The sequence below is a fragment of the Ferrovibrio sp. genome, assembly GCF_041906005.1.
Classification (GTDB): domain Bacteria; phylum Pseudomonadota; class Alphaproteobacteria; order Ferrovibrionales; family Ferrovibrionaceae; genus Ferrovibrio.
Map to the genome: position 1 here is coordinate 493,484 of NZ_JAYRJY010000001.1, position 14,472 is coordinate 507,955.

Consider the following 14,472-nt stretch of genomic DNA (forward strand, 5'->3'; position numbering starts at 1 on the left):
TATTGACGAAAGCGAACGAAATATCCAACCAGACCAATTATTTGGGGGGGCCTTTGGCTGCCGGTGACAGTAGGGTCTGGTATTTGCGCTGTATGGGCCAGATCGGGTCCTGTTCGCCGATGCGTTCGGCGACTACATAGATAAGCCCCTTCATCGGCGGCGTGAAATTCTCGAATGGCTTTACGGTAAAAACTTCCAGACTGCTGTCCGGCTTATAGGCATATCCGGCCATGTGCAGCAGGCTGAAGCCATTCGCCTCGAAGTAATCGGGGTAGACCGTAGGCGAGAAATTCCAGAAACCGTGGTTAACCAGGGTCAGCGGCGCCATGTGGACCAGAAAGCCGCCCAGCCTCACCGCCTCGCAGACATTGCGGAAGGCCATACCAACATTGAAGCAATGCTCGCAGGTGCCTGGATCAATCACGAAATCGAAACGGCGACGCAAGTCGTCAGGCAAAGGATCGTTCAGATCGACAATCCGCTCCATCCCCTGCAGCGCAACCACATCGGCAATGGTGACGTTCATGCCAAGACGGTCGAACAGCGCCAGACTGTCATAGATGGGCTCCTCGTGCGCCATCCCATACCATGCCCGTATCTTGGCAGCGTCAGCCCGCTCGGGCAGGTTCCGCGCAAGATCGGTTCCAACCAATTCCTCAAGCCGTTTCTTCGACAGCAGCAGGTCAGGGTAGCCGAAAGCCAGCACCTCTAGGCGGCGATCGCCCGCCGTCTTGCGCAGACGCCGCACCGCAGCAATCAGCAGATGGAGCTGAACATCGTTGATTGCCATGGCGAGCGGTATCCAGGGCCGGCCGCAGCGTTCAGATACTGAAAATCTTGCCGGGGTTCATCAGATTGTCGGGATCCAGCGCCTTCTTGATCGCCCGCATCACCGCCACCGCCTCGCCATGCTCTGCGGTCAGGTACTTCATCTTGCCGCGGCCGATGCCGTGCTCGCCGGTGCAGGTGCCATCCATGCGCAGCGCCCGGTGCACCAGGCGCTCGTTGAAGGCCTCGATGGTCTCGATCTCGGCCTGGTTGTTGCGGTCGAGCACGATGGCGAGGTGGAAGTTGCCATCGCCGACATGGCCGACCAGCGGTGCGGTCAAACCGGTTTTCACCACGTCCGCCTTGGTCTCGAGGATGCATTCGGCCAGACGCGATATCGGTACGCAGACATCGGTGGCCCAGACCTCGCAGCCCTTGCGCAAAGCCTTGGCGGCATAGGCGGCATCATGGCGCGCCTGCCACAGCTTGGCGCGCTCTTCCGGCTTGGTGGTCCACTGGAAATTGTTGCCGCCATGGTCAGAGGCGATGGCCTGCACCATTTCGGCCTGCTCGGCGACCGCGGCCTCGGTGCCATGGAATTCCAGCATCAGCAGATTCTGCACTGGCATATCGGTTTTGGAATGCCGGTTGATCGCATCGACCTGCACGTCATCCAGCAATTCGATGCGCGCCACCGGGATGCCGGCCTGGATGGTCTGGATCACGGTATTCACCGCGCCTTCCAGCGTGGCAAACGAGCAGATCGCCGACGACATCGCCTCGGGGATGCCGTAGAGGCGCAGGGTGATTTCCGTGATAATGCCGAGCGTGCCTTCCGAGCCGGTGAACAACCGCGTGAGATCGTAACCGGCCGCCGATTTCTTGGCACGCTTGGAGGTGCGGATGATGCGGCCATCGGCCATCACCACGGTCAGCGCCAGCACGTTTTCGCGCATGGTGCCATAACGCACCGCATTGGTGCCGCTGGCGCGCGTGGAAACCATGCCGCCGATCGAGGCGTTGGCGCCGGGATCGATCGGGAAGAACAGGCCGGTATCGCGCAGGTATTCGTTAAGCTGCTTGCGGGTGACGCCCGGCTGGCAGACCACGTCAAGGTCCTCGGCATTCACTTGCAGCACCTTGTTCATCTGCATCAGGTCGATGCTGATGCCACCCTGCAGCGCGGTGACATGGCCCTCCAAGGAGGTGCCCGCGCCATAGGGAATGATCGGCAGGCCATGGGCGGCGCAGATCTTCACGACCTCGGCCACTTCCTCGGTGGAATGCGGGAAGGCCACGGCATCGGGTGGAAATGGCGGGTTCCACGACTCATCCCGGCCATGCTGGTCGCGGACCGCCTGGGCGGTGGTCAGCCGGTCGCCGAGCAACTGCTTCAACGCGGCTAGCGCCGTCTCGGTGGCGGCGGGGGTCAGGCGGGGCTGGGCGGCGACGGGGGCCATGGCGTTTCTCCTTGGAATGCCAATAGAGGTAACGCGTTGGCGCAGGCGGGGCAATCGGCAGACGGCGCGGGATATGCCCTGCAACGAGGTTGTGCGGGTGGTCAGCCCTGCCCGCTTGGGCTATGTAGGCGCCATGTCCGTTGACCCTTTCGACCTGTCCGGATTCGAGCCGGAAAATAGTCCTCCCGCCGACCCGGCCGCGGCAGCATCCATGCCCCCGCCGGATTGGCTGACGCGGCTGAACGAGGCGCAGGGCGCGGCGGTGAACCAGTTGGATGGCCCGCTGCTGGTGCTGGCCGGCGCCGGCACCGGCAAGACCCGGGTGCTGGTCTCGCGGCTGGCGCATATCCTCTACCGCCGGCTGGCATGGCCGAGCCAGATTCTGGCCGTTACCTTCACCAACAAGGCGGCGCGCGAGATGCGCGAGCGCGTGGAAAAACTGGTCGGCAACGCCGTCGATGGCCTGTGGCTGGGCACGTTCCACGGCATCGCCAACCGCATCCTGCGTCGCCATGCCGAGCTGGTCGGCCTGAAACCCAATTTCACCATCCTGGACGACGACGACCAGCTGCGCCTGATCAAGCAACTGATCGAGGCCGAAGGGCTGGACGAGAAGCAGGTACCACCGCGCCTGCTGAAAGCGCAGTTCGACCGCTGGAAGGATCGTGGCCTGGGGCCGAAGAAAATTCCCGACAGTGAAGGCGGCTTTGCCGAGGGCAAGGGCGCCGGCCTGTATCGCCAGTATTGCGAGCGCCTGCTGCAGCTCAATACCTGCGATTTTGGCGACCTGCTGCTGCATAACCTGACATTGTTCAACGAACACGCGCAGGTGCTGCAGAAATACCAGCACCAGTTTCGCTACATCCTGGTGGACGAATACCAGGACACCAACGTGGCGCAGTATCTGTGGCTGCGGCTGCTGGCGCAGACCCATCGCAACATCTGCTGCGTGGGCGACGACGACCAGTCGATCTACGGCTGGCGCGGTGCCGAAGTGGGCAACATCCTGCGCTTCGAGCAGGATTTCCCCGGTGCGAAAATCGTGCGGCTGGAACGCAATTACCGTTCCACCCCGCATATCCTGGGTGCTGCATCCGGCCTGATCGCCCATAATGAAAGCCGGCTGGGCAAGACGCTGTGGACCGACCTGAACGAGGGCGACAAGGTCATCGTGCAGGGTGTGTGGGACGGCGACGAGGAAGCCCGGCTGGTGGGCGAGGAAATCGAGGCGCTGGAGCGCGAGAAGGTTTCGCCCAACGAGATCGCCATCCTGGTGCGCGCCGGCCACCAGACCCGCGCCTTCGAAGAACGCTTTCTCACCATCGGGGTGAAATACCGCGTCGTCGGCGGCCTGCGTTTCTATGAACGCCGCGAGATCCGCGATGCCATAGCCTATTTCCGCGTCCTGATGCAGCCCGACGACGACCTGGCTTTCGAGCGCATCGTCAACGTGCCCAAGCGCGGCCTGGGTGAAAGCACGCTGCAGATGCTGCACAAGGCGGCGCGGGCCGCCGGCAAGTCGCTGACCGCCGCATTGCACGACCTGCTGCAGACCGACGAGATCAAGCCCAAACAGCGCAACACGCTGAAAAAACTGATGGCCGATTTCGAGCGCTGGCGCAGCCAGGCGGCCGAGCTGCCGCATACCGAGGTGGCTGCCATCCTGCTGGATGAATCCAGCTACATGCAGATGTGGCAGGAGGACAAGTCGCCCGAAGCGCCGGGCCGGCTGGAAAACCTGAAGGAATTGATTGGCGCTCTGGGCGAGTTCGAGAATTTCGCCGGTTTCCTTGATCACGTCGCGCTGGTGATGGATACCGAGAACAGCGAAGACGCCGAAATGGTCAGCCTGATGACCCTGCATGCGGCGAAGGGCCTGGAATTCGACTATGTGTTCCTGCCCGGCTGGGAAGAAGAGCTGTTCCCCAGCCGTCGCTCGCTGGAAAGCAACGGCACCGCCGGCCTGGAGGAAGAGCGCCGGCTGGCCTATGTGGGCCTGACGCGGGCGCGCAAACGCGCGCATGTCACCTTTGCCGCCAATCGCCGCATCTATAACCAGTGGACATCGGCGATCCCCTCGCGCTTCCTCGACGAACTGCCCGCCGAGCATATCGAGCAACGCGCGCAGCCAGGCCTGTATCGCGGCAACCAGCGCACGGGCTATATCGGCGGCGGTTTCAGCGAGAGCACGGCCGGCAGCAGCGGTTATCAAGGCACAAGCTGGGATTTCTCGCCGCAATATCCACGCAGCAAAAGCGGCCTGATCGAGGGCCGCGCCCGCCGGATTGATGACGACGACATCGTACAGCGCAGCCCCGACGACGCTGCGTTCAATCTCGGCGACCGCGTATTCCACCTGAAATTCGGGTACGGGAAAATCCGCGCCATCGAGGGCAACAAGCTGCTGATCGGTTTCGAGAAGGCCGGCGAGAAGCGCGTGATCGCCTCCTTCGTCGAGAAAGCCTGAGCCGAGAAAGCCTGAGCATGCCCCTCTCTCCTGAATTCTGGTCGGTCGAACTGGACGTGCCGGTCGACCTGGTGGCCGCCGCCGAGGAGATGCTCGGTGATGAGGCGTTGGCTGTGACGTCGTATGAAGTGCTGAAGCCCGGCGTGGCGGTCAGCCCCGACTGGCGCGTGCAGGTGCTGTTCGATACACCGCCGGATCAGAACCTCTGGCGCAAACGGCTGGGTGAAATCGCCGAAGCGCTGGGTATTCCCGCCATGATCCGCTTCGATCATCTGCCCGCGCAGGATTGGGTACGCCACACCAACAAGCTGAATGCGCCGATCCGCGCCGGACGTTTTTTCCTCTACGGCGCCCATGATGCCGACGCGATTCCACCCGGCAGTTTAAGCCTGCTGCTGGATGCCGGACTGGCTTTCGGTACCGGTCGCGCGCCATCCACCTATGGCTGCCTGCTGGCGATCGACGATCTCTGCCGCATCCGCGCGCCACGCCGCATGCTCGACATGGGCACCGGGTCGGGCGTATTGGCCATGGCGGCCGCGAAAGCCGGTGCGCGGCAGGTGCTGGCTGCCGATATCGATCCGGTGGCCGTCGCCGTAACGCGCGACAATATTCGTCTGAATGGCCTGACCAGCCGCATCACGGCGGTGACTGCAAGCCGGCCGGATGATCCACGACTGAAGGCGGACGGGCCCTATGATCTGGTGGTGGCGAATATCCTGGCCGAGCCGCTCTGCCGTATGGCCACAGGCCTCAGCCACCTGGTGGCAGCTGGTGGGCATCTGGTGCTTTCCGGCCTGCTGGCGCGCGAAGAGCGCCTGATCGTCGCCCGCTACCGCGCGACGGGGCTTCATGCCGGAGGGCTCAGCCTTGCGCGGCGCATCCCGCGCGAAGGCTGGCATACCCTCGTGTTTGAACGCCGCCTCTAAAGCGCGGCGTTCAAGCGTCGCGTTAGGCCGCGACGACTTCCTTCTGCTTCAGCACCTGCACCTTGGCTTCGCCGGCATTCTCGTTCGACGGCTGACCAGGGCGATAGATATCGCCAGCCACTGCCGCCGGAATATCGGAACGGCTAAGGCCCATATCATGCAGTGTACGGTCGTCCAGATTGCGCAGTTCGGCTTCCGCCGTGGCGCGCTGGATCGAGGCGACAATCCGCCGACCGAGCGAGGCGATTACATTGCCCAGCGACTGGCCGAACAGAGCGACGCGGATATCCTTCCGCGGCACGCCCATGGCGATCAGGTCGTCGGCGCTGAAATCGACCGCGTCATTCGGCTCCGGCTTCACGCCGAACAGGCTGTTCCAGGCACGGGTCAGGTACGACGCGATGAGACGGGCGCGGGCCCGGCGGGCTTCACGCTCCAGCTGCACGTAATCGGTCAAGCCCAGATAGAGGTAGGCCGAGCTGTCGAGGGTGGAGGGCATCTTGTTCAAGCGCGGGGTCTGCATGGCTATCTCCTTCACGTTGGATAAGCCGCCCCGGGTGTTCCTCAGCGAGCCTGCGTAACTTATGAAACTACGTCAGCACCGCTGCCGTATATATTGCATCGCACCATTTATTTTGCAAGAGCGAAATGATGAAATTTTTGAGCAAATTCAATTATGTATAAAAAATAACCGGCTGCCTAATTTTTCCGCCTGCTGATTAATCAAGCGGTTAGCGGGTGCCTTGCACCGGCTCGAAATCAGCCATGCCTTTATCGCATGCCGAGCGAATCCATCCTCGATCCCGAATCCGGCCCTGAACCCGACCCATAAAAAAACGCGCGGCCGAAGGGCAATGCCCTGGGCCGCGCGTTCTTGTCGGTAACCGGTGCGCCGCCCCCGTTCAGGGGGAGGAGACTATGAAGGCGACGCGATACTCTGCCGGTACCGGCGGGGGGAACTTTGCCGCTTAGGCCGCTTCGCGCGGCACCAGGCGGGCCACCTTGGCGGCGGCGACATTCTCGTTCACATGGGCGACCGGAGCCGGACGCTCGATCAGGCCGGCCACGGCGGCCGGGATCTGCGAGCGGCTGAGGCCGATATCGCGCAGCATGCTGTCATCGAGGCCGTTCAGTTCGTCCATCGCGCGCTTCTGGGCGAGATAGGCCTTGAAGCGGGTGGTCGCGCCCTTCAGGGCGGTCCAGGCACCGACGATCAGGTTGGCAATGGCTTCGGCGCGGATACGACGCGCATAGGCCTCGATCTCGGCGGCGCTCATGGGCGCCAGGTTGGCCGGGATGGCAAAAGCGGTCTGGTTGCGCAGGGTGTTCATGGTAGTCTCCGTTCTGTGGTCCGGGCTTCTCTGTGCATCGCGGCCACGGGCAGAATATTGCACTGCACCTATGAAAAAACAATGACTTACCCATGATCGTTTGCTTACGCAGCATTGCAGAAACTGCATAGCTTAGTCTGGACGAATGCCCTTCCCCGCCCCATAATTTCAACGACACAGCAACGGGTTATTCCATGACACTGCACCAGCCAGGCCCGCTTTCAGCCCTCACTGCCGGTCTGCCGCCCGTGCTTACAAATTGGTTACGTGGAATCGCCGCCGCGCCGGCAGTCTTCGGCGGCTTCCCCGGCCTGGCCCTGCTGCCGGCCGACGCAGCCCTGCCGGCCGACAAGGCCGCCGCCCTGGTGGCGGAACTGGCCGCGCGCTTTGCCGCCGCCATCGAGGACCGGAATGCCGTTGCCGGGCGGCTGGCCGCTCTGCGCGCCGAACTGGCCAAACGCGGGCTGGCCGGCGTAATCGTGCCGCTGACCGACGAATACCAGAGCGAATATGTGCCGATGCGCGCCCAGCGCCTGAGCTGGCTGACCGGTTTCACCGGCTCGGCCGGCCTGGCTATCGTGCTGACCGACAAGGCGGCGATCTGGAGCGACGGTCGCTATACCCTGCAACTCGCCCAGCAGGTCGACGGCGCGCTGTTCGAGCGCCTGCACAGCATCGACAATCCACCCACCGACTGGGTGAAGGCCAACCTGAAGGCCGGGGAGAAACTGGCCTACGATCCCTGGCTGCATGTTGAAGACGGCGTGAAGCGTTTTGCCGCCGCCTGCGAAGCCGCCGGTGCCACGCTTGTGGCAGCCGATGGCAACCCCATCGATGTGGTCTGGGCCGACCAGCCCCCGCCCCCGCTGGGACCGGTGCTGATCCAGTCGACGGATCTGGCTGGCCGTGGCGCCGCAGAGAAACGCGCCGAAATCGCCGCCGTCATCAAGGCGCGCGGGGCCGATGCGGTGGTGCTGACCCTGCCGGAATCGATTGCCTGGCTGCTGAACATCCGTGGCAGCGACGTGCCCCATACGCCGCTGCCGCTCTCCATGGCCGTGCTCAATGCTGACGGCGCGGTCGACCTTTATATCGATGCCCGCAAGCTTGACGCTGCCGTGCGCCAGCATCTGGCCGATGTGCGCCTGCATGCGCCGGAAGATTTCCCCGCCGCCCTCGCCACCCTGGGCCAGGCGAAAAAAGCCGTGCAGGTCGATCCGGCCACCAGCGGCATCTTCGTGCTGCAGACGCTGGAGCAGGCTGGCGCGAAACTGATCCGCGCCGAGGATCCCTGCCTGCTGCCCAAGGCATGCAAGACGGAAGCCGAGCTGGACGGCACCCGCGCCGCCCATCGCCGCGACGGAGCGGCCATCACGCGCTTCCTGGCCTGGCTGGACCAGCAGACGGCAAAAAGCATCGCCGTCGACGAGATCAGCGCGGCGGAAAAACTGCAGAGCTTCCGCCGGCTGGATAACGGCCTGCGCGACCTGTCGTTCAGCACGATCTCGGGCGCAGGCCCCAACGGCGCCATCGTGCATTACCGCGTCACCAAAGCCACCAATCGCAACCTGGAAAGCGGCAACCTCTATCTGGTCGATTCCGGCGGCCAGTATCCCGATGGCACCACCGATATCACCCGCACGGTTGCCATCGGCACGCCGACGGAAGAGATGCGCGACCGTTTCACCCGCGTGCTCAAGGGTCATATCGCCATCGCAACGGCGAAATTTCCCGAAGGTACCGCCGGCCAGCAGCTCGATGCCCTGGCGCGTAAGCCGTTGTGGGAAATCGGACTGGATTACGACCACGGTACCGGCCACGGCGTCGGCAGCTTCCTCTCGGTCCATGAAGGCCCGCAGCGCATCGCCAAGGCCGGCAGCGCGGTGCCGCTGAAACCCGGTATGATCGTCTCGAACGAGCCGGGTTATTACAAGACCGGCGGCTATGGCATACGCATCGAGAACCTGGTCGCCGTACGGGTCGAAACCGAGAAAGCCGAGAATGGCAAAAGCTGGCTCGGCTTCGAGACGCTGACCCGCGCACCCATCGACCGCCGCCTGATCGAACTATGCCTGCTCAACGCCGCCGAGGTCGCCTGGCTGGATGCCTACCATGCGCTGGTCTGGCACGACATCGCGCCCCTGGTGGACGACGAGACACGCGACTGGCTGAAACAGGCGACCGCCCCATTGGGGGCTTGAAGCCCCCCGTGCCGCTGGGGGGGTTGAAGCCGGATTGATTCAGCGCAAGCCGCTCCGGAAAAATCCGTCTGCCTGCTTGCCAGTGCTCCCCGGCCCTGCCTAGCCTGTCGTCCCCTGCAAGGAGAGATGACGATGCTGGATGCACGGATCAAGGCGGCCCTGGAACTGGTCACGACGGCGACGCTGACCACCGTCCTGCTCAAGAAGGGCCTGCGCAACGTGTGGCTGCGCGGCGCCAAGCCGCTGACCCCGCAGGACAGGCGCATCGTCGGCGAAGCCTTCACGCTGCGTTTCGTGCCGGCCCGTGAAGACCTCGCGACGCCGGCGAGCTGGGCCTCGCCGCGCAGCACGCGTGGCGCCATCGAGGACATGCCGGAAGGCTGCATCGCCGTGGTGGATGCCATGGGCGTCAAGGATGCCGGCATCTTCGGTGACATCCTCTGCGCGCGCATGCAGAAGCGCGGCGTGGCGGCCCTGGTCACCGATGGCGTGGTGCGCGATGGCGCCGGCGTGATCGGCACAGGCCTGCCGGTCTGGTGCGATGGTGTTGCCGCGCCACCCAGCGTGGCCGGCCTGACTTTCGTGAACTGGCAGGAGCCAATCGGCTGCGGCGGCGTGGCGGTGTTTCCCGGCGACGTGATCGTGCTGGACGCCGATGGCGCGGTTCTGATTCCTCAGGCACTCGTGACCGAGGTGACGGCCGAAGCCGTGGAACAGGAGAAACTGGAAACCTGGATCATGGGCGAGGTGGAAAAAGGCACACCCCTGCCCGGCCTCTATCCCCCCAATGCCGAAACCAAGGCCCGCTATGAGGCGGAGATGAAGAAGGGCTGAACGCCTATCGCAGCCACGGCGGCGGGCGATGGCGGCGGAAGGCCGAGCGCCGTTCCGTCATTGACGAACAGGCTTCGTGATATCCCGGCTCCAGCCGGCCGGGTTTGATCCCGAAGCGCGGGAGCAAGCCGATCAGGTCGTTGCTGCCGGCATCGGTCATGACGCGCAGGGCAATGCCAGCGCAGGCCGCCGCGTCGCTGTCGGCCGCATGATGTTGCAGCTCGAAGCCGATATGCTCGGCCACCGTGGGCAGCTTGTGGTTCGGCAGGTCGGGCCAGACGGCGCGGGCGATCTTCACCGTGCACAGATAAGAAAGCGTCGGCCAGGCCAGATCGTAATGGCTGAGCGCCGCCCGCAATACGCCGATATCGAACGGCGCGTTATGGGCCAGCAGCAAAGGCGTGGCCTCCAGATGCGGCAGAAGGTCGTCCCAGATGGCGGGAAATTCCGGCTCGAATTCCACGTCATGGGGCTGGATGCCATGGATGCTGACATGCCAGGGATCGAAGCGCATATCGTGTGGCCGGACCAGGCAATGGGCCGTGTGCGCCACCTGCCCATCCGCGATCCAGGCCAGACCGACCGAGCAGATACTGCCCGCGTTCTGGCTGGCGGTTTCGAAATCCAGCGCGATGGCCGAGGCGCCGGAAATAGATGCGACAGACGGAATCGCGCGCTGCACCAGCATGGTCAGCTGCCGATCAGCGTGAGCCACTCATCCTCGGTCAGCACCGTCACGCCATGCTTCTGCGCCTCGGCAAGTTTGCTGCCCGCACCGGGACCCGCCACCACGTAGTCGGTTTTCTTCGAGACCGAGCCGGCCACCTTGGCACCCAGACTCAAGGCACGCGCCTTGGCTTCGTCGCGGGTGAATCGTTCCAGCGAACCGGTGAACACCACGGTCTTGCCGGCGACAGGGGAATCCTGCGCCGGCTTTTCCGGCGGCACCACCTCGCGCAGTTCGGCCAGCAGATGATCGATCACCGCGCGGCTGTGCCGGCGGGTGGCGAAGGTGACAATGGCATCGGCCACCACGTCGCCCATCTTGTCGATGCTGTTGAGGTCGCCCCAGGCCTCGCCCTCGCGCTCCTTCGCCGCATCCATCGCATCCAGCCAGGCCTGCGGCGTGCCGTAATGCATCGCCACCAGGCGGGCGCGCTCCTGCCCGACATGGCGGATGCCCAGAGCATGGAGGAAACGGTCGAAACCGATCACGCGGCGCTGCTCGATGGCGGCCATCAGCTTGGCCACGGATGTCTCGCCGAAGCCCTCCTTGCGCTGCAGTGCATCGGCATGGCGATGCAGCAGGAAAATATCGCGAGGCTCCTTCAGCCAGCCCCATTCATAGAAGGCGGCGATCTGCTTCTCGCCCAGCCCTTCGATATCGAAGGCGTTGCGCGACACGAAATGCCGCAGGCTTTCCATGGCCTGGGCCGGGCAGCTGATGCTGCCCGTGCAGCGCCGCACTACATCCTCCTCGCCCGACTTCGGATCCGCCTCGCGCTCGGCCGGCGCGCCGCAGACCGGGCAATGGGTGGGAAACTTGAACGGCCGGGCATCCTTCGGGCGATGCTCCGGCACCACGCCGACGATCTGCGGGATCACGTCGCCGGCGCGCTGCACGATCACAGTATCGCCGATACGCACATCCTTGCGGGCGATCTCGTCCTCGTTATGCAGAGTGGCATTCGAAACCAGCACACCTCCGACATTCACGGGCTTGAGCTTGGCGACCGGCGTGAGCGCGCCGGTGCGACCGACCTGGATGTCGATATTCTCCAGGATTGTCTGGGCCTGCTCGGCCGGGAATTTGTGGGCGATGGCCCAGCGGGGCGAGCGGCTGATGAAACCGAGCCGCTCCTGCCAGTCGAGCCGGTCCACCTTGTAGACCACGCCGTCGATATCGAAGGCCATGCTGGCGCGCTGGGCGGCGATCTTGCGGTAATAACCGATCAGGTCCTCGAAACTATGACAAACCTTCACCGGATCGTTCAGCGTGAAACCCCAGTCGGCCAGCTTGTCGCGGGCCTGCCGCATCGTCTTGCCCAGGGGTTCGGAAACCTCACCCCAGTAGTATCCGAAGAAACGCAGCGGGCGCTGGGCGCTGATCTTCGGGTCAAGCTGGCGCAGGCTGCCGGCGGCGGCATTGCGCGGATTGGCGAAGATCTTGGCGCCTGCCTTTTCCTGGGCCTCGTTCAGCGCCAGGAAATCATGGCGCGTCATGTAGACTTCGCCGCGCACTTCCAGCACATCGGGCCAGCCACGGCCATGCAGCTTATGTGGTACGCCGTGCTTCAGCGTCAGGATGTTGGCGGTGACATCCTCGCCTTCCTGGCCATCGCCGCGCGTCGCCGCGCGCACCAGTTCGCCATTCTCATACCGCAGGCTGGCCGACAGGCCGTCGATCTTTGGTTCGGCGATCAGGGTGAGGTCGTCGTCGATCTTGAGATTGAGGAAACGCCGGATGCGGCCGAGGAAATCGGCAACGTCTTCTTCGGCGAAGGCATTGTCGAGCGACAGCATCGGCCTGGCATGGCGCACCTTGGCAAACCCCGCCGCCGGCGCGGCGCCGACCCGGCTGGAGACGCCGCCCAGAGTGGCAAGATCGGGAAACTGCGCCTCGATTTCCAGCAAACGACGCTTCATCGCGTCATAATCGGCATCCGAGATGACCGGGGCATCCTGCTGGTGATAACGCTTGTCATGCTCGGCGATTTCCTGTTCCAGCCGGGCATGCTCCAGCTTGGCCTGGCGCGGCCCCAGTTCGGCCACCGGCTTGGCGCGCTGGCGGCTCATCTTTAAGCCTCCTGTCCGGCCAGCAGGCTGTCGGCAGCGGCGCGGGCCGCGTCGGTGACCGTGGCGCCAGCCAGCATGCGGGCGATTTCCTCGCGCCGCTCGGTGGCCGCCAACGGCGCGACTTCAGTTAGCGTTGTGCGATTCTTCACCGGGCCGGTCTCACGCTTGGCAATGCGCCAGTGGTGGCTGCCCTTGGCGGCCACCTGCGGCGAATGCGTCACCACCAGCACCTGCACGCGCTCGGCCAGCCGGGCAAGTCTTTGGCCCACGGCAGCGGCCGTCGCGCCGCCGACGCCGCGATCGACTTCATCGAAAATCAGCGTGCCGGCCGAGCCACGGCCGGCCAGCACAACCCGCAGGGCCAGCATGAAACGGCTGAGTTCGCCACCCGAGGCGATCTTGGCGAGCGAACCCGGCGCCGTGCCCTGGTTGGTGCTGGCCAGAAATTGCACGCGGTCGGCACCTTCGGCACTCCATTGCTCGGGCGGCAGCGCCTCGACCGATGTGGAGAATTTCGCCGCGCCGAGTTTCAGGGGGCTAAGTTCAGCCGCCACCGCCTTGTCGAGTTTGGCGGCTGCCTTGCGACGTGCGGCAGAGATCGTTTCTGCTTTTGCTTGATATGCCGTCCTGGCCGCCGCGGCGGCCTTCTCCAGTTTGCCCAGGCTGGCGGCCTGATTGTCGATCAGGGCCAGCCGCTCGGCATAGCGGTCGGTCATGGCAGCCAAATCATCGACGGCGACATTATGCTTGCGGGCGGCGGCGCGCAGGGCAAACAGCCGCTCCTCCACTTTATCCAGCCGCTGCGGGTCGAGATCCAGCTCACGCGCGGTCTGGTCCAACGCCGCCGACAATTCGCCGGCCTGCAACAACACCTGGTCGGCCTGGGCAATCACCGCATCCAGCTTGCCGCCGGCTTTCTCGGCCACGCGTTCCAGAGCCCGCAGGCAGGCCCGCAGGCGAGCATCCACACCGCCACCCTGCTCCAGCGCGCCCTGCGCCTCCTGCATGGCGGCGGCCAGTTTTTCGCCCGCCTGCAGCAGGCTGCGCTGCTGCGCCAGTTCCTGCTCCTCGCCGGGTTTGGGCGACAGCTCCTGCAATTCGTTCACCACATGGCGCAGGAAATCCTCCTCGCGCCGCGCCTGTTCGGCCGTCTGGGCGGCATCGGTCAGGGCTTTCTCGGCATCACGCATCGCCAGATAGGCATCGCGCAAGCCGGCCACGTCTTTTTCCAGTCCGGCATACTCGTCCAGCAGCGCGCGATGGATAGTGGCATCCGTCAGACCCTGTTCGTCATTCTGGCCATGGATTTCCACCAGCGTATCGCCCAGCCGGCGCAGCAAGGCGATGCTGACCGGCTGGTCATTGACGAAGGCGCGGCTTTTGCCATCGGCGCCCACCACGCGGCGCAGCACGAGTTCATCGGCGCTGTCGAGCCCCTGTTCGGACAGGATGGCATGAGCGGGATGTTTGGCCGGCAGATCGAATACGGCGGAAACCACGCCCTGGGCTGCGCCGCTGCGCACCAGTCCGGCATCGGCACGACGACCCAGCGCCAGGCCAAGGGCATCGAGCAGGATGGATTTGCCGGCACCGGTCTCGCCGGTCAGCACACCGAGGCCATCGCCACAGGCCAGATCGAGCCGCTCGATCAGCACGATGTCGCGGACACTCAGGCCGGTCAGCATG

General features: G+C 64.5%; 11 protein-coding genes. 4 read left to right on the forward strand and 7 right to left on the reverse strand.

What is annotated here, in order from left to right:
* Positions 1-37: 37 nt before the first annotated feature.
* Together ACE3OO_RS02420 and ACE3OO_RS02425 are read right to left on the reverse strand one after the other, a co-directional pair.
* Positions 38-790: a hypothetical protein gene (locus ACE3OO_RS02420; RefSeq protein ID WP_374299357.1), complete on the reverse strand. Its 753-nt coding sequence runs from the start codon at positions 788-790 to the stop codon at positions 38-40.
* Between the two features lie 31 nt (positions 791-821).
* On the reverse strand, positions 822-2,228 hold the full coding sequence (locus ACE3OO_RS02425; protein WP_374299359.1) for an FAD-binding oxidoreductase: 1,407 nt from the start codon (positions 2,226-2,228) through the stop codon (positions 822-824).
* Positions 2,229-2,439: 211 nt separating this feature from the next.
* On the opposite strand from ACE3OO_RS02425, the gene ACE3OO_RS02430 reads away from it, so the two are divergent.
* Both ACE3OO_RS02430 and ACE3OO_RS02435 read left to right on the forward strand, forming a co-directional pair.
* The gene (locus ACE3OO_RS02430) at positions 2,440-4,695 is read left to right on the forward strand and encodes an ATP-dependent helicase (protein WP_374299360.1); all 2,256 of its coding nucleotides are present in this window, start codon (positions 2,440-2,442) and stop codon (positions 4,693-4,695) included.
* A 17-nt stretch (positions 4,696-4,712) separates the two neighbouring features.
* Positions 4,713-5,624, forward strand: a complete 912-nt coding sequence (locus ACE3OO_RS02435) for a 50S ribosomal protein L11 methyltransferase (RefSeq protein ID WP_374299362.1) — start codon at positions 4,713-4,715, stop codon at positions 5,622-5,624.
* Between the two features lie 22 nt (positions 5,625-5,646).
* On the opposite strand, the gene ACE3OO_RS02440 is transcribed toward ACE3OO_RS02435, so the two are convergent.
* Together ACE3OO_RS02440 and ACE3OO_RS02445 are read right to left on the reverse strand one after the other, a co-directional pair.
* On the reverse strand, positions 5,647-6,147 hold the full coding sequence (locus ACE3OO_RS02440; protein ID WP_374299364.1) for a DUF1127 domain-containing protein: 501 nt from the start codon (positions 6,145-6,147) through the stop codon (positions 5,647-5,649).
* 445 nt (positions 6,148-6,592) lie between these two features.
* A complete protein-coding gene (locus ACE3OO_RS02445; protein WP_374299366.1) occupies positions 6,593-6,955 on the reverse strand; it encodes a DUF1127 domain-containing protein in 363 nt (120 codons plus the stop codon).
* 194 nt (positions 6,956-7,149) lie between these two features.
* On the opposite strand from ACE3OO_RS02445, the gene ACE3OO_RS02450 reads away from it, so the two are divergent.
* On the forward strand, positions 7,150-9,156 hold the full coding sequence (locus ACE3OO_RS02450; protein WP_374299368.1) for an aminopeptidase P family protein: 2,007 nt from the start codon (positions 7,150-7,152) through the stop codon (positions 9,154-9,156).
* Positions 9,157-9,282: 126 nt separating this feature from the next.
* Positions 9,283-9,990, forward strand: a complete 708-nt coding sequence (locus ACE3OO_RS02455) for a ribonuclease activity regulator RraA (protein WP_374299370.1) — start codon at positions 9,283-9,285, stop codon at positions 9,988-9,990.
* Between the two features lie 4 nt (positions 9,991-9,994).
* Here ACE3OO_RS02455 and ACE3OO_RS02460 read toward each other — a convergent pair whose 3' ends face one another.
* Genes ACE3OO_RS02460 through recN form a run of 3 tightly spaced genes read right to left on the reverse strand, consistent with a single transcriptional unit; the run spans position 9,995 to position 14,471 of the window.
* Complete coding sequence (locus tag ACE3OO_RS02460) at positions 9,995-10,705, reverse strand: 3'-5' exonuclease (protein ID WP_374299372.1); 711 nt, start codon at positions 10,703-10,705, stop codon at positions 9,995-9,997.
* Positions 10,681-12,786, reverse strand: coding sequence for an NAD-dependent DNA ligase LigA (gene ligA / locus ACE3OO_RS02465; protein WP_374299374.1), 2,106 nt, complete (start codon positions 12,784-12,786; stop codon positions 10,681-10,683). The genes ACE3OO_RS02460 and ligA overlap by 25 nt, the downstream gene beginning before the upstream one ends.
* A gap of 2 nt (positions 12,787-12,788) precedes the next feature.
* Positions 12,789-14,471, reverse strand: coding sequence for a DNA repair protein RecN (gene recN, locus ACE3OO_RS02470; protein WP_374299376.1), 1,683 nt, complete (start codon positions 14,469-14,471; stop codon positions 12,789-12,791).
* Position 14,472: the final 1 nt, after the last annotated feature.

Bases quoted from the DNA above. Each gene is read 5' to 3' on its own strand.
- ACE3OO_RS02420 (WP_374299357.1), bottom strand. From the start codon at position 790: ATGGCAATCAACGATGTTCAGCTCCATCTGCTGATTGCTGCGGTGCGG.
- ACE3OO_RS02425 (WP_374299359.1), bottom strand. From the start codon at position 2,228: ATGGCCCCCGTCGCCGCCCAGCCCCGCCTGACCCCCGCCGCCACCGAG.
- ACE3OO_RS02430 (WP_374299360.1), top strand. From the start codon at position 2,440: ATGCCCCCGCCGGATTGGCTGACGCGGCTGAACGAGGCGCAGGGCGCG.
- ACE3OO_RS02435 (WP_374299362.1), top strand. From the start codon at position 4,713: ATGCCCCTCTCTCCTGAATTCTGGTCGGTCGAACTGGACGTGCCGGTC.
- ACE3OO_RS02440 (WP_374299364.1), bottom strand. From the start codon at position 6,147: ATGCAGACCCCGCGCTTGAACAAGATGCCCTCCACCCTCGACAGCTCG.
- ACE3OO_RS02445 (WP_374299366.1), bottom strand. From the start codon at position 6,955: ATGAACACCCTGCGCAACCAGACCGCTTTTGCCATCCCGGCCAACCTG.
- ACE3OO_RS02450 (WP_374299368.1), top strand. From the start codon at position 7,150: ATGACACTGCACCAGCCAGGCCCGCTTTCAGCCCTCACTGCCGGTCTG.
- ACE3OO_RS02455 (WP_374299370.1), top strand. From the start codon at position 9,283: ATGACGATGCTGGATGCACGGATCAAGGCGGCCCTGGAACTGGTCACG.
- ligA (WP_374299374.1), bottom strand. From the start codon at position 12,786: ATGAGCCGCCAGCGCGCCAAGCCGGTGGCCGAACTGGGGCCGCGCCAG.
- recN (WP_374299376.1), bottom strand. From the start codon at position 14,471: ATGCTGACCGGCCTGAGTGTCCGCGACATCGTGCTGATCGAGCGGCTC.